This window comes from Pseudomonas sp. Rh2, from assembly GCF_040762985.1.
Taxonomy (GTDB): domain Bacteria; phylum Pseudomonadota; class Gammaproteobacteria; order Pseudomonadales; family Pseudomonadaceae; genus Aquipseudomonas; species Aquipseudomonas taiwanensis.
The window spans coordinates 4,733,117-4,751,592 of sequence record NZ_CP142890.1 but is presented as its reverse complement, the minus strand read 5'-3'; the positions used below and the strand labels follow the sequence as shown (position 1 = coordinate 4,751,592).

Sequence of the window (18,476 nt, the reverse complement as noted above, 5' to 3'; positions counted from 1 at the left end):
TAACAACAAGAAAAGGTGCTCTCATGTATTCCACGCTCCGCCTCGCTGCCGCGATCTCCCTCGCTTCGCTCCTCCCATTAAGCGCCCTTGCTGCCGATTCCAAAGGCAATGTCGAGGTGGTGCACTGGTGGACGTCGGGTGGAGAAAAAGCCGCAGCCGATGTGCTCAAGGCCCAGGTCGAGAAAGATGGCTTCACCTGGAAGGATGGCGCCGTCGCAGGCGGTGGTGGTGCCACGGCCATGACCGTGCTCAAGAGTCGCGCAGTGGCCGGCAACCCGCCCGCCGTGGCCCAGATCAAGGGCCCCGACATCCAGGATTGGGCCGCCACCGGTCTGCTCGACGCCGATGTGCTCAAGCCTGTCGCCGAGCAGGAAAAATGGGACACCCTGCTCGACAAGAAAGTCGCTGCCACCGTGAAGTACGACGGTGACTACGTGGCGGTGCCGGTGAATATTCACCGCACCAACTGGCTGTGGATCAACCCTGAGGTGTTCAAGAAAGCCGGCATCGACAAGGCACCGGCAACGCTCGAGGAATTCTACGCCGCTGCCGACAAGCTCAAGGCTGCTGGCTTCATTGCGCTCGCCCATGGCGGCCAACCCTGGCAGGACAGCACCGTGTTCGAGAGCGTGGCGCTCTCGGTCATGGGCGTCGACGGCTACAAGAAGGCACTGGTCGAACTCGACAAGGACGCCCTGACCGGGCCTGGAATGGTCAAGACCCTGACCGAGCTGAAGAAACTCGCCACCTACATGGACCCTGACGGCAAGGGCCAGGACTGGAACCTCGAAGCGGCCAAGGTCATCAACGGCAAGGCAGGCATGCAGATCATGGGCGACTGGGCCAAGAGCGAGTGGACCCTGGCGAAGAAAACCGCCGGCAAGGACTACCAGTGCGTGCCATTCCCCGGTACCGAAAAGGCCTTCCTGTACAACATCGACTCGTTGGTGGTGTTCAAGCAGAAGGATGAGGGCACCGCAGCAGGCCAGCAGGATATTGCCCGGATCGTGCTCGGCAAGGACTTCCAGAAACTCTTCAGCACCAACAAGGGGTCGATTCCGGTACGCAACGACATGCTCGCGCAGATGGGGCAGTACGGCTTCGATGCCTGCGCCCAGGCCTCTGCCAAGGACTTCCTTGCCGATGCTGGCAACGGCGGTCTGCAACCGAGCATGGCGCACAACATGGCCACGACCCTGGCCGTGCAGGGCGCGTTCTTCGATGTGGTGACCAACTACATCAACGACCCCAAGGCCGACCCGGCCGATGCGGCGAAGAAGCTGGCAGCGGCGATCCAGGCTGCCCAGTAGCCGATGTCACAGCCGTAGATCCGGCACGGTCCCTGTGGGAGCGGGCTCACCCGCGAAGCGTACACCGCGATTGCAGGTCAAGGGCTTGGCCTTTGTTCGCAGATAGGCCCGCTTCCACAGGTCACTCCTACACCAGGACGTCCCATTCCTGAATCGGGGTTTCAATCATGACTACGACAACCGCCCGACTGCGGGCCTCGCCCCTGGACGCTCTACAGCGCTGGCTACCGAAACTGGTGCTGGCGCCGAGCATGTTCATCGTCCTGGTGGGCTTCTATGGCTATATCCTGTGGACCTTCGTCCTCTCGTTCACCACGTCCACCTTCCTGCCGACGTACAAATGGGCAGGCCTGGCGCAATACGCCCGTCTGTTCGACAACGACCGCTGGTGGGTAGCCAGCAAGAACCTACTGGTGTTCGGCGGGCTGTTCATCGCCATCACCCTGGCCATTGGCGTCCTGCTGGCGGTGCTGCTCGATCAGCGCATCCGTCGCGAGGGCTTCATCCGCACCATCTACCTGTACCCGATGGCGCTGTCGATGATCGTCACCGGCACCGCCTGGAAGTGGTTGCTCAACCCTGGCATGGGGTTGGACAAGCTGCTGCGTGACTGGGGATGGGAGGGTTTTCGCCTGGATTGGCTGATCGACCCCGATCGGGTGGTGTACTGCCTGGTCATCGCCGCTGTCTGGCAGGCTTCGGGGTTCATCATGGCGATGTTTCTCGCCGGGCTTCGGGGTGTCGACCAGTCGATCATCCGTGCCGCCCAGATCGACGGGGCCAGTCTGCCGCGCATCTACTGGACCGTGGTGCTGCCGAGCCTGCGCCCGGTGTTCTTCAGCGCGTTGATGATCCTCTCGCACATCGCCATCAAGAGCTTTGACCTGGTGGCGGCGATGACTGCGGGCGGGCCGGGTTACTCCTCCGACTTGCCGGCCATGTTCATGTATTCCTTCACCTTCAGTCGCGGTCAGATGGGCATGGGGTCGGCCAGCGCCATCCTGATGCTCGGGGCGATTCTCGCGATCCTGGTGCCGTACCTGTACTCCGAGCTCAGGAGCAAGCGCCATGCATAGCCCTTTGGACAAACCGGCGATGAGCCTTGGTCGTCTCGCCATCCATGCAGTGCTGCTGATGGCCGTGCTGCTGTACCTGGTACCACTGGTGGTGATGGTGCTGACCAGTTTCAAGACCCCGGAAGACATCGGCAGCGGCAACCTGTTGAGCTGGCCGGCGGTGTTCACCGGCATCGGCTGGGTCAAGGCCTGGAGCACGGTAAGCGGTTACTTCTGGAACTCGATCCTGATCACCGTCCCGGCCGTGGTGATCTCCACGGCCATCGGTGCGCTGAACGGTTACGTGCTGTCGATGTGGCGCTTCCGTGGTTCGCAGCTGTTCTTCGGGTTGTTGCTGTTCGGCTGCTTCCTGCCGTTCCAGACCGTCTTGCTGCCAGCTTCGTTCACCCTCGGCAAGCTCGGCCTGGCCAGTACCACCAGTGGCTTGGTGCTGGTGCACGTGGTGTATGGCCTGGCCTTCACCACGTTGTTCTTCCGCAACTTCTACGTAAGCGTCCCGGATGCGCTGGTCAAGGCGGCGCGTCTTGATGGCGCGGGGTTCTTCACCATCTTCCGCCGCATCATCCTGCCGATGTCGACGCCGATCATCATGGTCTGCCTGATCTGGCAGTTCACTCAGATCTGGAACGACTTCCTGTTCGGGGTGGTGTTCTCCAGTGGCGATTCGCAACCGATCACCGTGGCCCTGAACAACCTGGTCAACACCAGCACCGGGGCCAAGGAATACAACGTCGACATGGCAGCGGCGATGATCGCCGGCCTGCCAACCCTGCTGGTCTATGTGGTGGCAGGCAAGTATTTCGTCCGCGGGCTGACCGCCGGCGCCGTCAAGGGGTAAGTCATGGCAACGCTTGAACTTCGCAACGTCAACAAGACCTACGGCAGCGGTTTGCCGGACACCCTCAAGGACATTCAGCTGTCGATCAAGGACGGTGAGTTCCTGATCCTGGTGGGCCCTTCGGGCTGTGGCAAATCGACCTTGATGAACTGCATCGCGGGTCTTGAGCAGATCACCGGGGGCGCGATCCTGATCGACGACCAGGATGTCAGCGGCATGAGTCCGAAGGATCGCGATATCGCCATGGTGTTCCAGTCCTATGCCCTGTATCCGACCATGAGCGTGCGCGAGAACATCGAGTTCGGCCTGAAGATTCGCAAGATGCCGCAGGCCGCCATCGATGAGGAGGTGGCGCGGGTGTCCAAGTTGCTGCAGATCGAGCACTTGCTCGCCCGTAAGCCGGCCCAGCTGTCCGGCGGTCAGCAGCAGCGGGTAGCCATGGGCCGGGCCCTGGCGCGGCGGCCGAAGATCTACCTGTTCGACGAGCCGTTATCGAACCTCGATGCCAAGCTGCGGGTAGAGATGCGCACCGAGATGAAACTCATGCACCAACGCCTGCGCACCACCACGGTGTACGTGACCCACGACCAGATCGAGGCCATGACCCTGGGCGACAAGGTAGCGGTGATGAAGGACGGCATCATTCAACAGTTCGGCACGCCACAGCAGATCTATAACGACCCCGCCAACCAGTTCGTGGCCAGTTTCATTGGTTCGCCGCCAATGAATTTCATCCCTGTGCGTCTGACGAAGCAGGAGGGCCGCCTGCTGGCCTTGCTCGACAGTGGCCAGGCACGGTGCGAGCTGCCGCTGGGGGCGGCCAGCGATACGCTCGATGGGCGCGAGATCATCCTTGGTATCCGCCCGGAGCAGATCTCGCTGGGAGCCGGCGAGGGCAATGGCTTGCCAGGGATTCGCGCCGAGGTCGAAGTTACCGAGCCCACCGGGCCGGACCTGCTGGTGTTCGTCACCCTCAACCAGACCAAGGTCTGCTGCCGACTGGCGCCGGATGTGGCGTGCCGGGTCGGTGACAACCTCAACCTGCAGTTCGACCCGGCCAGGGTGCTGCTGTTCGACGCCGCCACCGGCGAGCGCCTGGACCCTGCCGCCAGCAGCGCTGCAGTAAAGGACAACGTGGCCCGCTTCAAGGGACGTTGAAACGTCTACACCATCAAATAAGAACAAAGAGGACGCAAAAGGATGGAACAGCGCAATCGCATCAAGACATTAGGCTCGCTGGCCTTGCTGGCGCCATTGGCCATGCTCGGCAGCGGCGGGGCGCAAGCTGCCGAGGCATTTTCCAGCGAGTCGAAGTGGATGACCGGCGACTGGGGTGGCACGCGTACCGAACTGCTGGAAAAGGGTTACGACTTCACCCTCGATTACGTCGGTGAGGTGGCTGGCAACCTCAACGGAGGCTACAACGACGACAAGACGGCCCGTTACAGCGACCAGTTCGCCCTCGGTGCGCACCTGGACCTGGAAAAGATCTTTGGCTGGAACGACACCGAGTTCAAGCTGGCGATCACCGAGCGTAGCGGTCGTAACCTGTCCAACGACCGGATCAGCGACCCGCGTGCCGGACAGTTCAGTTCGGTGCAGGAAGTCTGGGGGCGCGGCCAGACCTGGCGGCTGACCCAGATGTGGATCAAGCAGAAGTACTTCGACGGTGCCCTGGATGTGAAATTCGGCCGCTTTGGCGAGGGGGAGGACTTCAACAGCTTCCCGTGCGACTTCCAGAACCTGGCGTTCTGTGGCTCGCAGGTGGGCAACTGGGTGGGCGGCATCTGGTACAACTGGCCAGTCAGCCAGTGGGCGCTGCGGGTCAAGTACAACATCACTCCGGAATTCTTCGTGCAGGTGGGGGCCTTCGAGCAGAACCCTTCCAACCTGGAAACCGGCAATGGCTTCAAACTCAGCGGCAGTGGTACCAAGGGCGCGATCCTGCCGGTAGAGATGGTCTGGTCGCCCCAGGTCAATCGGCTGCCGGGCGAGTACCGCCTGGGTTACTACTACAGCACGGCCAAGGCGGACGACGTGTACGACGACGTCAACGGCAACCCGCAGGCGCTGACCGGCGAGGCCTTCAAGTCGCATTCCAGCAAGCACGGTTGGTGGGTGGTGGCGCAGCAGCAGGTCACCGCCCATGGTGGCGATGTCAACCGTGGTCTGAGCCTGTTCGCCAACTTCACGGTTCACGACAAGGCCACCAACGTGGTCGACAACTACCAGCAGGTCGGGATGGTTTACAAAGGCGCCTTCGATGCCCGGCCCAAGGATGACATCGGCTTCGGCGTCGCCCGTATCCATGTCAACGATGATGTGAAAAAACGCGCCGAGCTGCTCAATGCCCAGAGCGGTATCAGCGATTACGACAACCCCGGCTTCGTGCCGCTGCAGCGCACCGAATACAACGCCGAGCTCTACTACGGTTTCCATGTGACCAATTGGCTGACGGTGCGCCCCAACCTTCAGTACATCAAGAGCCCGGGCGGTGTCGACGAGGTGGACAACGCGCTGGTCGCTGGCTTGAAGATTCAGTCGTCATTCTGAGGGTACTTGTTGTAAATTTACGCCAATCCAATCCCGTTACCCGGCATCCACTGGCTTGCAGTGGGTGTTGGGGATACGGAAAGACAGCGCTATCTCAAACAACAAGAGCTTGGAACCATGCCTGAACATCCGCTACATCGCTTCTTTTCCTCGCAACGGCCCAGGCCGACCTTCGAGTGGGAGCGTTACCAGCAGCGCGATGTGCTGATCATCGATCACCCCCGCTGCCAGGCGGTGTTCAGTCGCCAGGGGGCGCAGCTGTTGCATTTCCAGCCGGCTGGCGAGCGGCCATGGCTGTGGTGTGCCGAACAGTGGCCGCAAGTGGGGGCCATCCGCGGTGGTGTGCCGGTGTGTTGGCCTTGGTACGGCCGTCACCCCAGTGAGGACCTGTGGCCTGCCCATGGTTGGGCGCGCCTGCTCGACTGGAAGCTGGTAGACAGCCGAGAGGACGAAGAGGGGGTTACGCTCAAGTGGCGTCTTGACCTGTGCGACTGGCAGGTCGACTTGCATGCCAAGCTGGGCAGTCGCATGGAACTGAGCCTGAGCACCGAGCATCAGGACAGCGAACCCTGCCAGCTGAGTCATGCGCTGCTGGCTTACTGGCGTATTAGCGACGTGTCCGAGATAGCGCTGTCTGGGCTTGAAGACATCGAGGGCTACGACCGCCTGAACCGTCAGGTTTGCCGCGAAGGCGGCGCGCTCAAGCTCAAGGGCGGTTGCCAGAAGGTGTTTCCGGGTACCCCTCGTGTTCAGTTGCAGGACCCGGCCTGGCAGCGTGAATTGTGCATCGACACTGGCGACAGCGACGACACGGTGGTCTGGCACCCCGGCAACCGGCCGCTAATGGGTGTGAGCGGGCGAGAATGCCAGGGGTTCGTCTGTGTCGAGGCTGCCAGCGGCAGCGGCGAGGGCCTGAGCCTGGCGCCGGGGCAACGCGCCCACCTGCGTCTGCAGGCGCACCGGCTCAGCTGAGTTCGTCGTCCTCGATGGGGTAGCGGCTGGCGTTCAGGCTTTCCTTGATCTTGCGCAGGTGCGGCTGGAAGTCCACGCCACGGCGCAGGGTCATGCCGGTGGCCAGGACGTCGAGCACTGTCAGCTGGATGATCCGCGAGGTCATCGGCATGTAGATGTCGGTGTCCTCGGGCAGCGGGATGTGCAGGCTCAGGCTGCAGGCGTTGGCCAGCGGGGAGCCTGCGGCGGTCAGGCCCAGCACCGAAGCGCCGTTTTCCCGCGCCAGGCGTGCCACCTCGACCAGTTCGCGGGTGCGCCCGGTGTAGGAAATGATCACGAACAGGTCGCCGGTGTGGGCAACCGAGGCCAGCATGCGTTGCATCAGCACGTCGGCATGGGCCGACACGGCGAGGTTGAAGCGGAAGAACTTGTGTTGCGCATCAAGCGCCACCGGGGCTGAGGCGCCGAGGCCGAAGAAGTGGATCTGCCGGGCCTGGATCATCATGTCCACGGCGCGGCTGACCTGCTGCGGGTCGAGCTGCTGGCAGGCGCTGTCCAGGGAGGCGATGGCGCTGCCGAAGATCTTCTGCGTGTAGGCCGCCGGATCGTCGTCGGCCTCCACGGCGCGGCTGACATAGGCTGCGCCACTGGCCAGGCTCTGCGCCAGTTGCAGCTTGAGCTCGGGGTAGCCGCTGACGCCGAACGAGCGGCAGAAGCGGTTGACGGTCGGCTCGCTGACCTTGGCCGCTTGGGCCAGCGCGGCAATGCTGAAGCGGGTGGCTTGTTGCGGGTTGAGCAGGATGACTTCGGCGACTTTGCGTTCGGCCTTGTTCAGCTCGTCGAGGCGTCCCTGGATCTGCTCCAGGAGGTTTCGCACGCGGTCCATGGTATGTCCTTGGGTCGGGAAGACAGCCGGCTGCCTGGGCAGCAGGCTTTTTGCACGGTCGTCTATCGTACTGTCGGTGCGGTTGGCGCACCACTTGTCTGTTACGCTTACCGATAATGTTGTGTTTTTTACTACATTATCCCTTGAAAACCGTATGTGAAAGCGGTATTCCTAGACCAACTTTAGGAAAGAACCAACATCATGGCTCCGATCAGTGTCGAACCTTGCACATTTGCCTTGTTTGGCGCCCTGGGCGACCTGGCATTGCGCAAGCTGTTTCCTGCGCTTTACCAACTAGACCGTGCCAACCTGCTGCACCCGGATACCCGCTTGCTGGCGCTGGCCCGTGAGCCTGGGAGTGCGCAGGAGCATCTGGGTACCATCGAAGCCCATCTGCGTCGGCACGTGACGGAGGCCGACATCGAGCCGGCCGCACTTGGGCGTTTCCTTGGGCGCCTGAGCTATCAGCACCTGGACTTCCTGCAGCCTGAGGGCTACCAGGCCCTGGCCGAGCAACTGCCGGACGAGCTGCCGTTGATCGCCTATTTCGCCACCGCGGCGGCGGTTTACGGGGCGATCTGCGAGAACCTCGACAAGGTTGGGCTCGCCGCACGTACCCGCGTGGTGCTGGAAAAGCCCATCGGCCATGACTTGGAGTCGTCGCGCCGGGTCAATGACGCCGTGGCCAGGTTCTTCCCCGAAAGCCGGGTCTACCGCATCGACCATTACCTGGGCAAAGAGACGGTGCAGAACCTGATTGCCCTGCGTTTTGCCAACAGCCTGTTCGAAACCCAGTGGAACCAGAATTCCATCTCCCACGTGGAAATCACCGTGGCCGAGAAGGTTGGCATCGAAGGCCGTTGGGGTTACTTCGACAAGGCCGGCCAGCTGCGTGACATGATCCAGAACCACCTGCTGCAGCTGCTGTGCCTGATCGCCATGGACCCGCCCAGCGACCTGTCTGCCGACAGCATCCGCGATGAGAAGGTCAAGGTGCTCAAGGCACTGGCACCGATCACCGGCGAGCGTCTGAGCACTGCCGTGGTGCGTGGCCAGTACATTGCCGGCTACAGCGACGGTAAACCGGTGCCAGGGTACCTTGAAGAGGATAACGCCAACGCCCAGAGCGATACCGAGACCTTCGTCGCTCTGCGTGCCGACATCCGCAACTGGCGCTGGTCGGGCGTGCCGTTCTACCTGCGTACCGGCAAGCGCATGCCGCAGAAGCTCTCGCAGATCGTCATCCACTTCAAGGAGACGCCGCATTACATCTTCGCTCCGGAACAGCGTTTGCAGATCGGTAACAAGCTGATCATTCGCCTGCAACCAGATGAAGGCATTTCCCTGCGGGTAATGACCAAGGAGCAGGGCCTGGACAAGGGCATGCAACTGCGCAGTGGCCCTCTGCAGCTGAATTTTTCCGACACCTGGCGCAGTACACGAATCCCGGATGCCTATGAGCGCTTGTTGCTCGAAGTGATGCGCGGCAACCAGAACCTGTTCGTGCGCAAGGACGAGATCGAGTACGCCTGGAAGTGGTGTGACCAGCTGATCGCAGGCTGGCGCAACGCCGGGGACGCGCCCAAACCATACGCGGCGGGGTCCTGGGGGCCGATGAGCTCGATTGCATTGATTACCCGCGATGGGAGGGCATGGTATGGCGATATCTGAACTGAATCTGCCGGCGGCGATCAAGGCCCATCAATTAGCCGACGCCAAGGCCCTGGCGACCACGCTGGCCGAGGATGTCGCCGACCGCTTGCGCGCTGCCATCGCCGTCAAGGGCCACGCCTGCGTGGTGCTGTCGGGGGGGCGCAGCCCGGTACCCTTCCTCGAGCAACTGGCGGTGCAATCGCTGGATTGGTCGAAGGTGACGGTGAGCCTGGCCGATGAGCGTTGGGTGCCGGTGGAACATGCCGACAGCAATGCGGGCCTGTTGGCCCGGCACCTGCTCAAGGGGCCTGCGGCCAAGGCGCGTTTTGTCGGCCTGTACCAGAGTGCGGTCAACCTCGAAGCTGCGTCCGAGCTGGCTGACCAGCTGATGGCCGAACTGCCACCCATCGACGTGCTGGTGCTGGGCATGGGCGATGATGGCCATACCGCTTCGCTGTTCCCAGGTAGCCCGTTGTTGCGCGAAGGCCTGAACCTTTCAAGCCCGCGCCGCATCCTGCCGATGCTGGCGCCGAGCGTGCCGCGCCAACGCCTGACCATGACCCGTTCACTGCTCGCCAGCGCCGCATTCATCGCGCTGTCCGTGCAAGGCGAGGGCAAACTCGCTACCCTGCGCGCCGCCCTGGCGGGCAACGACCTTTCCGAAATGCCGATTCGCGCTTTTCTTCACGACCCCCTGGACATCTACTGGTGCCCATGAGCCAAGGATCCACTGTCATGACCACCCTCGAACGCCCACAGCCCAAGCTCTCGATGGCCGAGAAAGCTGCACGGATCGATGCCATCTGCAAAGCGGCGCGCATCCTGCCGGTGATCACCATCGCCCGTGAGGAAGACATCCTGCCTCTGGCCGACGCTCTGGCCGCTGGCGGCATCCGTACCCTGGAAGTGACCCTGCGCTCGCAGCACGGTCTTAAGGCCATCCAAGTGCTGCGTGAGCAGCGCCCGGAGTTGTGCGTCGGCGCCGGTACCGTGCTCGATCGCAGCATGTTCGCTGCCGTCGAAGCTGCAGGTGCGCAGTTCGTCGTTACCCCTGGCATCACCCAGGACATTCTCGAAGCGGGCGTGGACAGTGAGATCCCGCTGCTGCCAGGTATCAGCACACCGTCTGAAATCATGATGGGCTATGCCCTGGGTTACCGCCGCTTCAAGCTGTTCCCGGCGGAAATCAGCGGTGGCGTGGCGGCAATCAAGGCCTTTGCTGGCCCGTTCGGCGATATTCGTTTCTGCCCGACTGGCGGCGTGAACCCGGCCAACGTGCGTAACTACATGGCCCTGCCCAACGTGATGTGCGTGGGCGGTACGTGGATGCTCGACAGCAGCTGGATCAAGAATGGCGACTGGGCGCGGATCGAGGCATGCAGTGCCGAGGCGATTGCGCTGTTGGATGCCAACTGAATTTGTTGTGTGCTTTACGGCTTATGGGGCGCTTGGTCGGCGCCCCTTTTTTTTGCCTGGCGTGGGTTGGGTGGCGCCTGTGAGATCCAGCGCCGCCCGCGCGGCACATCGCGAGCGCCTTTCACAGGCGTTACTGGCCCGAGACAAACGTAGGAGCGAGCGCAGCTCGCGATGCGCCGCGCGGGCGGCGCTCGATTGCATCGACGCTAAAAATGCTGTGGCGAACGCAAAAAAAACCCGCATCCAATGATGCGGGCTTTCTTGTCCATCAGGGTAAGGCTCAGGCGGCCTTGGCTTCCTGCTGGCTCAGCGAGCGGTTCAGCGCGCTGAACAGGGCCTTGAAGCTGGCGGTGGTGATGTTCTCATCGATACCCACGCCGTGCACCGGACGGCCACCGGCCACGCGCAGCTCGATGTAGGCCGCCGCCTTGGCGTTGGTGCCCGCGCCGATGGCGTGCTCGTTGTAGTCCATGATTTCCACTGCAACCGGCAGGCCGGCTACCAGGGCTTCCAGGGCGCCATTGCCCTTGCCGCGCCAGTGCAGGGTGGTCTCGCCTTCACCGGCGACTTCCACTTCCACGGCGCTGTGGCCGTTCTCTTCCTGCAGACGATGGCTGACCAGCGCATAAGGGCTGTTGGCCTGGAGGTATTCCTTGTGCAGCAGGCTGTAGATCTGCTGGGCGGTCATCTCCAGGCCCAGACGGTCGGTTTCTCCTTGAACCACCTGGCTGAATTCGATCTGCATGCGGCGTGGCAGGCTGATGCCGTATTCCTGCTCGAGCAGGTAGGTGATGCCACCTTTGCCCGACTGGCTGTTGACGCGGATCACCGCCTCGTAGCTGCGGCCGATGTCGGCCGGGTCGATCGGCAGGTACGGCACTTCCCACAGCTCGCCTTCCTTCTGCTTGGCGAAGCCCTTACGGATGGCGTCCTGGTGCGAGCCGGAGAATGCGGTGTGGACCAGGTCGCCAACGTACGGGTGGCGTGGGTGTACCGGCAGCTGGTTGCACTCTTCGACCACCTTGCGCACGCCGTCGATGTCGGAGAAGTCCAGCCCTGGGTCGATGCCCTGGGTGTAGAGGTTCAACGCCAGGGTCACCAAGTCGACGTTGCCGGTACGCTCGCCGTTGCCGAACAGGCAGCCTTCGGCGCGGTCGGCACCGGCCATCAGGCCCAGCTCGGTGGCGGCGATGCCGGTGCCGCGGTCGTTATGGCAGTGCAAGCTGATGATCACGCTGTCACGGCGGTTGATGTTGCGGCAGAACCACTCGATCTGGTCGGCGTAGATGTTCGGCGTGGCAACTTCCACGGTGGCCGGCAGGTTGAGGATGATCTTGTGCTCAGGGGTCGGGTTCCACACGTCGATGACTGCGTCGCAGACTTCCTTGGCGAACTCCAGCTCGGTCGCGCTGAACGTTTCAGGCGAGTATTGGAAGGTCCACTGGGTTTCCGGCTGCTGGGCGGCATATTTGACGAACAGCTTGGCTGCGTTCACCGCGATGTCCTTCACGCCTTGCTTGTCCTGGTTGAAGACAATGCGGCGGAACGACGGGCTGGTGGCGTTGTACAGGTGGACGATGGCCTTTTTCGCGCCGCGCAGCGACTCGAAGGTGCGGGCGATCAGGTCTTCGCGGGCCTGGGTCAACACCTGGATGGTGGTGTCGTCGGGAATGTGGCCTTCTTCGATCAGCATGCGCACGAAGTCGAAATCGGTTTGCGAAGCGGACGGGAACGATGCCTCGATTTCTTTCACGCCAACCTGCACCAGGGTCTTCCAGAAGCGCAGTTTCTTCTCCGAGTCCATCGGCTCGATCAGCGACTGGTTGCCATCACGCAGGTCGGAGCTGCACCAGATCGGCGCCTGGGTGATGGTTTTCGACGGCCAGGTACGGTCGGGCAGGTCGATAGTCGGGAAGGCGCGGTATTTCTTCGAAGGGTCTTTGAGCATGGTCATGGAAGCAATCCTTTTGTGTGCGGCCGAGATCGGGCCTGCCGAGCGATAACGAGATGAAGAGGCGAGGCGACGCGATTCAACCTGGTAGTCGGGCGCTGACCAGGCAGAGGCTGCGATGTTGTCGGAGCAGAATGAGGGTGCTGAAGGTTTTCATGCCTTCAACCCTAACCAGTGGGGTGGGGGATGGCAAGTGTTCAGAAAAAATTGAGAGGAATGCTTAAAAAAAGCGCAGTGACGAGATTTTATCGCTGATATTTGTCTGTGTATTTGGATTTCTTGCGCGGTATTTTTCAATGGCGCAACAAGGTGGAGAGGGGTTCAATTAGGCGGCCCCGTTCGCGGGTAAACCCGCTCCTACAGGTGTGATACCCCCGTGGGAGCGGGTTTACCCGCGAAAAAAGCGCCGTCGATATCAGGGCTGGAACGCACCGATGAAAATCGCCGGATCCACCCGGGCATCGTTCAGGCTGACATTCCAGTGCATATGTGGCCCGGTAGCCCGCCCGGTCGAACCCACTCGCCCGATCACATCACCTCTGCGCAGCGTCTGGCCTGGTTGTACGTCGATCTTCGACAGGTGGCAGAACATGCTAATGAAGCCTTGGCCGTGGTCGACGAAAACGGTGCGGCCGTTGAAGAAGTAGTCGCCCACCAGAATCACCTTGCCGTTGGCGGGCGTCTTGATCGGCGTGCCGGCAGGTACCGCGAAGTCCAGGCCTGCGTGCGGGTTGCGTTCTTCGCCATTGAAGAAACGACGCACGCCGAACTTGCTCGACAGCGGGCCGTTGACCGGCTTGTCGAGGATCAGGTTGCTCGGCAGGGCCGGGCTGAAGCTGCGGTAGGCGTTGATCTGTTCGGCCAGTTCGCGGTCGATGCGTTTCAGGTCGGCGGGGTTGGGGTTGACCTGGCGCTTGTTCTTCAGGGTGATGTGCTGCTCGGGGTACTTCTTGCTGCCGACGGTGAAGCGCAGGTTGCGACCGCCCTGGTTGAGGACGGCGGTGCCCGGCTTCTGGGTCAGCGGAATGCCGACGATGGCCAGCCAGTTGTCCTGTTCCTTGACCACCAGCACCGGTTTGCCATCGAAACGTGCGCCGGGTGCGGTTGCCGAGGGGCCCAGGTCGATGACTGCGACGCCACCGGGCACCGGCTTGTTCAAGGTGCGGGTGATGTAGCTGGCCTGGGCGCCGCCGGCAAGCAGCAGCAGGGAAAGGGCGAGCAGGGGCGCGATCAGGCGAGGCATGAGTCAGTCCAGTAGGGGGAGGGTGACCGGGGTCAGGTGGTTGTCTTCGACCCGCACCTGCAGTTCGCCCTCGTTGAGGCGGGCGGTCAGGCGCTGGCCGTTGTGGGTCTGATCGGCACTGCGGATGGCCTTGCCGCGTTCGTCGAGCAGGATGCTGTAACCGCGGGCCAGGGTCGCCAGTGGGCTGACCAGCTGCAACGTCTGCAGTTGCGCCTGGAAGCGCTGACGGCGGTCCTTGAGCACTTCGCGCATGGCCCTTGGCAGGCGCTCGGCGAGGCTGTCCAGGCGCTGGCCCAGCAGTTTCAGGGCGCGGCCCGGATGCTGCGCGGCCAGGCGGGTGTCCAGGCGTGCCAGGCGTTCGCGGCGCTGGTTCAGGTCTAGCATGAACGCTCGGCGCAGGCGCATGTCCAGGTCGTCCAGGCGCTGGGCTTGCTGGCGCAGGCGTTCGCCAGGGTGGCGCAGGCGACGGGTCAGGGACTCCAGGCGCAGACGGTCATGGGTCAGGCGGTTTTGCATGCGCAGCAGCAAGCGCCGCTGCAAACCGTCCAGGCGCTGTTGCAGGCCACTGTTGTCCGGGGCCAGCAGTTCAGCGGCCGCCGAAGGTGTCGGAGCCCGCACGTCGGCGACGAAATCACTGATCGATACATCGGTTTCATGGCCTACCGCACTGACGATTGGCGTGACACAGGCGGCCACCGCGCGGGCCACGGCTTCTTCGTTGAAGCACCAGAGGTCCTCCAGCGAGCCGCCGCCACGGGCCAGGATCAATGCATCGAAGCCACGGCTATCGGCCAGTCGCAGGGCCCGGACGATCTGGCCGATGGCTTCACGTCCTTGCACCGCAGTGGGGATCAGGTTCAGCTCGACCTGTGGTGCGCGGCGGCAGAACACACTGATGATGTCGCGGATCACCGCGCCGGTGGGCGAGGTGATGATGCCGATGCGTTGCGGATGGGCCGGCAGCGGCTTCTTGCGTTCGGCGCTGAACAGGCCTTCGGCGCCGAGCTTTTCCTTCAAGGCCTCGAATGCCAGGCGCAAGGCGCCGTCGCCAGCGGGCTCGACGGTGTCGAGAATCAGCTGATAGTCGCCACGCCCTTCGAACAGCGAGACCTTGCCGCGTACGCGTACCGCCAGGCCATCGCGCAGGGCCTGGCGCACGCGCGCGGCATTCTGCCGGAACAGCGCGCAGCGCACCTGCGCCCCGCTGTCCTTGAGGGTGAAGTACATGTGGCCGGAGGCCGGGCGGGCGAGGTTGGAAATTTCGCCTTCCACCCAGACACTGCGGAATACATCTTCCAGCAGCACCCGGGCGCGGCCGTTGAGCTGGCTGACGGTGAGGACCTCGCGGTCCAGGCCGAGTCGTTCGAAGGGGTCTTTGATCATGGTGGGCATGATAAGGAGGAGGGTGGGGGGCGCCAAGTGCATGGCGGGAGAATTATGATGCTGTCGCGATCGAGCGCCGCCTACGCTTGTTTTTCCTGCGAGATACCGGGCGGTCGCGCGCGCCTTCGACAGGCATTATTGGCCCGAAACAACGGTAGGAGCGAGCCTTGCTCGCGATGCGCCGCGCGGGCGGCGCTCGATTACCCACGCGCTATAACCCTAAAGGCATGCCCCTGTCCGCCTCGGCGCAATCCGGTGACGGACACACCAAGGACTCCACAGGAATCAAGCAAGATGCTGACCCAGCTGTCACTTAGCCCTCTCGACTGGCTACCCATTCTCCTCGCCATTGGCGTTGCCTACATCGTCTTCGGTATCGCTGGCTTCGGCACGGCATTGGTGGCCGGCCCGGTGCTGATCCACTTCATGCCGCTGTCCCGCATCATCCCGCTGTTGGTGTTGCTCGACTTCGTCGCCGCATTCGGCAACCTGCTGCCGTCACGCCGTGATGTGGTGCGCGGTGAGCTGCTGCGCCTGCTGCCATGCATGGCGGTGGGCTGCACGTTGGGCGTGGTGTTCCTGCTGGGGCTCAAGTCCGACCTGCTGCTGTTACTGATGGGGCTGTTCGTCACCGCCTACGCGATCTATGGCCTGGCTGTGAAGGTGCGACCGGCCAGGCTGGCCGGCTGGTGGGCGGTGCCGATGGGAACGGTCGGCGGCCTGTTCGGGGCGTTGTTCGGCAGTGGTGGTTTCCTGTATGCCATTTACCTGAGCGCACGGCTGGACGCGAAAGAGCAGGTCAGGGCAACCCAGAGCGCGCTGATCAGTTGCAGCACGGTGGTGCGCTTGTCGCTGTTCCTGATCGCCGGTGTCTATGCCGATGCGAGCCTGCTACTGCTGGCAGTCTCCCTGCTGCCGGTGATGTTCATAGGCCTGTGGTCCGGGCGCCGGCTGACCACGAAGCTGTCCCGCGAAGCCTTCGTGCGCCTGGTCACCTGGCTGGTCCTGGCCAGCGGCCTGGCCCTGATCGGTCGCTACCTGAGTGCGTGAGCGTTAGAATTGCCTCATTACCGCAGTCCGTAGGCTCGCTTGCTTGATGAACACCCAAAGCATCATCGTTCCGAAACTTTCCACCGTGCCCGTGCACGAAGCCCGTGCCAGGGCCATCCTGCGCTGGCTGGTGCGCGAGAAGATCGTCGAGGAGCACCTGACCACCTGTGGTCGAACCGGCAACCGCATGGGCCATGCCCTGTCCGAAGGCGCGCGCAAGGTCGCGCTGCATCCCGAGAAACTGCCTTTCGGCGAGCAGGTCAACGGGCTGGAGGTGGTGCTCAAGCGCTGCATCTATACCCCGACCGAAGGTTTTCTCGAAGAGGCCGGCTGTCCGGAGTGCCGCCGCGAAGTGGGCGAGCCGCTGTTCGAAAGCCTGGAGGAGTGGATGCCCGGCGTCAGCGATAACTTCACCTGCCCGCTGTGTGGTTTCGAAGATGACATCAATGGCTTTCTCTTCCTCCAGCCATGTGCCTTTTCCAACCTGGGATTCATCTTCAACAACTGGGGCGAGGCCGGATTCACCCAAGCCTTCCTTGACAGCTTCGCCGACTGGCTCGACCAGCCGGTGGCGGTGGTACAGGTAAAAGTGCCACGCGCCTGACCGAAGGCCCCTTTTTTGCATTGAGCGGCGCGCCGTGGATGAGTATAATGGCGCGCTTCCATTTTTCCCGCCCGGGAGCCCCCGCGATGCTGCGTATCAGCCAAGAAGCCCTGACCTTCGACGATATCCTCCTTGTACCTGGTTATTCCGAGGTACTGCCCAATGAAGTCAGTCTCAAGACCCGTTTGACCCGTGGCATCGAGCTGAACATTCCGCTGGTTTCCGCTGCCATGGATACCGTGACCGAAGCGCGCCTGGCCATCGCCATGGCCCAGGAAGGCGGCATCGGCATCATCCACAAGAACATGACCATCGAACAGCAGGCCGGCGAAGTCCGCAAGGTCAAGAAGTTCGAGGCTGGCGTGGTCAAGGACCCGATCACCATCGACGCCGACGCCACCGTGCGCGACCTGTTCGACCTGACCCGCCTGAACAACATCTCCGGCGTTCCGGTGCTGGCGAACGGTGACCTGGTCGGTATCGTGACCTCCCGTGACGTGCGCTTCGAAAGCCGTCTGGACGCCAAGGTCCGCGACGTGATGACGCCAAAAGAGCGTCTGGTCACCGTTCGCGAAGGCGCCGACAAGAACGAAGTCCGCGAGTTGCTGCACAAGCACCGTCTGGAAAAAGTCCTGATCGTCGACGACAAGTTCAACCTCAAGGGCATGATGACCGTCAAGGACATCGAAAAGGCCAAGGCCTACCCGCTGGCCAGCAAGGACGACCAGGGTCGTCTGCGCGTTGGCGCCGCCGTCGGTACCGGCAAGGACACCGGGGAGCGCGTTGCCGCCCTGGTTGCCGCTGGCGTTGACGTCGTCGTCGTCGACACTGCCCACGGTCACTCCAAGGGTGTCATCGACCGCGTTCGCTGGGTCAAGGAAAACTACCCGCACGTGCAGGTGATCGGCGGCAACATCGCCACCGGCGCTGCTGCCAAGGCCCTGGCTGAAGCCGGCGCCGACGCGGTCAAGGTCGGTATCGGCCCAGGTTCCATCTGCACCACCCGTATCGTCGCCGGTGTCGGCGTGCCGCAGATCAGCGCCATCGCCAACGTTGCCGCTGCACTGGAAGGCACGGGTGTCCCGCTGATCGCCGACGGTGGCATTCGCTTCTCCGGTGACCTGTCCAAGGCCATCGTTGCTGGCGCCTCGTGCGTGATGATGGGTTCGATGTTCGCCGGTACCGAAGAAGCACCGGGTGAAGTCGAGCTGTTCCAGGGCCGTTCCTACAAGGCTTACCGCGGCATGGGCTCGCTGGGTGCGATGGCACAGGCGCAAGGCTCCTCGGACCGTTACTTCCAGGACTCTTCGGCCGGTGCCGAGAAGCTGGTTCCGGAAGGCATCGAAGGCCGCGTCCCTTACAAAGGCGCCCTGGCTGCGATCATTCACCAGCTGATGGGCGGCCTGCGTTCGTCCATGGGCTACACCGGCAGCGCGACCATCGAAGAGATGCGTACCAAGCCGGAGTTCGTGCGCATCACCGGTGCCGGCATGGCCGAGTCCCACGTGCATGACGTGCAGATCACCAAAGAAGCCCCTAACTACCGCGTAGGTTGAGGCTTC

At 62.8% G+C, this 18,476-nt stretch carries 16 protein-coding genes; 12 read left to right on the top strand and 4 right to left on the bottom strand.

What is annotated here, in order from left to right:
• Positions 1-23: 23 nt before the first annotated feature.
• From VXM67_RS21695 to VXM67_RS21670, 6 genes are all read left to right on the top strand, one after another.
• Positions 24-1,310: an ABC transporter substrate-binding protein gene (locus VXM67_RS21695; protein ID WP_023382095.1), complete on the top strand. Its 1,287-nt coding sequence runs from the start codon at positions 24-26 to the stop codon at positions 1,308-1,310.
• Positions 1,311-1,477: 167 nt separating this feature from the next.
• Positions 1,478-2,386: a carbohydrate ABC transporter permease gene (locus tag VXM67_RS21690; RefSeq protein WP_023382094.1), complete on the top strand. Its 909-nt coding sequence runs from the start codon at positions 1,478-1,480 to the stop codon at positions 2,384-2,386.
• Positions 2,379-3,224 carry a carbohydrate ABC transporter permease gene (locus VXM67_RS21685; RefSeq protein WP_023382093.1) on the top strand — a complete coding sequence of 282 codons (846 nt, stop codon included), beginning with the start codon at positions 2,379-2,381 and terminating at the stop codon, positions 3,222-3,224. The genes VXM67_RS21690 and VXM67_RS21685 overlap by 8 nt, the downstream gene beginning before the upstream one ends.
• A gap of 3 nt (positions 3,225-3,227) precedes the next feature.
• On the top strand, positions 3,228-4,382 hold the full coding sequence (locus VXM67_RS21680; protein ID WP_023382091.1) for an ABC transporter ATP-binding protein: 1,155 nt from the start codon (positions 3,228-3,230) through the stop codon (positions 4,380-4,382).
• A gap of 102 nt (positions 4,383-4,484) precedes the next feature.
• Complete coding sequence (locus VXM67_RS21675) at positions 4,485-5,777, top strand: carbohydrate porin (protein ID WP_244880937.1); 1,293 nt, start codon at positions 4,485-4,487, stop codon at positions 5,775-5,777.
• 117 nt (positions 5,778-5,894) lie between these two features.
• Positions 5,895-6,749, top strand: a complete 855-nt coding sequence (locus VXM67_RS21670; RefSeq protein WP_023382089.1) for a D-hexose-6-phosphate mutarotase — start codon at positions 5,895-5,897, stop codon at positions 6,747-6,749.
• On the opposite strand, the gene hexR is transcribed toward VXM67_RS21670, so the two are convergent.
• Positions 6,742-7,605: a DNA-binding transcriptional regulator HexR gene (gene hexR / locus VXM67_RS21665; protein WP_177325267.1), complete on the bottom strand. Its 864-nt coding sequence runs from the start codon at positions 7,603-7,605 to the stop codon at positions 6,742-6,744. The genes VXM67_RS21670 and hexR overlap by 8 nt on opposite strands.
• Positions 7,606-7,815: 210 nt before the next feature.
• On the opposite strand from hexR, the gene zwf reads away from it, so the two are divergent.
• From zwf to VXM67_RS21650, 3 genes are read left to right on the top strand one after another with little or no spacing between them, the layout of a single operon-like run.
• Positions 7,816-9,285, top strand: a complete 1,470-nt coding sequence (gene zwf, locus VXM67_RS21660) for a glucose-6-phosphate dehydrogenase (protein ID WP_367237367.1) — start codon at positions 7,816-7,818, stop codon at positions 9,283-9,285.
• Entirely contained in the window at positions 9,272-9,985 is a 714-nt protein-coding gene (gene pgl, locus VXM67_RS21655; RefSeq protein ID WP_023382086.1) for a 6-phosphogluconolactonase, read from the top strand. Before zwf ends, pgl begins: the two co-directional genes overlap by 14 nt.
• Positions 9,986-10,002: 17 nt before the next feature.
• On the top strand, positions 10,003-10,683 hold the full coding sequence (locus tag VXM67_RS21650; protein ID WP_023382085.1) for a bifunctional 4-hydroxy-2-oxoglutarate aldolase/2-dehydro-3-deoxy-phosphogluconate aldolase: 681 nt from the start codon (positions 10,003-10,005) through the stop codon (positions 10,681-10,683).
• A gap of 280 nt (positions 10,684-10,963) precedes the next feature.
• On the opposite strand, the gene leuA is transcribed toward VXM67_RS21650, so the two are convergent.
• From leuA to xseA, 3 genes are all read right to left on the bottom strand, one after another.
• A complete protein-coding gene (gene leuA, locus VXM67_RS21645; RefSeq protein WP_023382084.1) occupies positions 10,964-12,637 on the bottom strand; it encodes a 2-isopropylmalate synthase in 1,674 nt (557 codons plus the stop codon).
• Between the two features lie 412 nt (positions 12,638-13,049).
• Complete coding sequence (locus VXM67_RS21640) at positions 13,050-13,877, bottom strand: peptidoglycan DD-metalloendopeptidase family protein (protein ID WP_315693158.1); 828 nt, start codon at positions 13,875-13,877, stop codon at positions 13,050-13,052.
• 3 nt (positions 13,878-13,880) lie between these two features.
• On the bottom strand, positions 13,881-15,260 hold the full coding sequence (xseA, locus tag VXM67_RS21635) for an exodeoxyribonuclease VII large subunit (protein WP_367237366.1): 1,380 nt from the start codon (positions 15,258-15,260) through the stop codon (positions 13,881-13,883).
• Between the two features lie 294 nt (positions 15,261-15,554).
• On the opposite strand from xseA, the gene VXM67_RS21630 reads away from it, so the two are divergent.
• The 3 genes from VXM67_RS21630 (at position 15,555) to guaB (ending at position 18,470) form a co-directional block, all read left to right on the top strand.
• Entirely contained in the window at positions 15,555-16,310 is a 756-nt protein-coding gene (locus VXM67_RS21630) for a sulfite exporter TauE/SafE family protein (protein WP_023382081.1), read from the top strand.
• A gap of 46 nt (positions 16,311-16,356) precedes the next feature.
• Entirely contained in the window at positions 16,357-16,914 is a 558-nt protein-coding gene (locus VXM67_RS21625; protein WP_023382080.1) for a hypothetical protein, read from the top strand.
• Between the two features lie 86 nt (positions 16,915-17,000).
• Positions 17,001-18,470, top strand: coding sequence for an IMP dehydrogenase (guaB, locus tag VXM67_RS21620; RefSeq protein ID WP_023382079.1), 1,470 nt, complete (start codon positions 17,001-17,003; stop codon positions 18,468-18,470).
• Positions 18,471-18,476 lie beyond the last annotated feature (6 nt).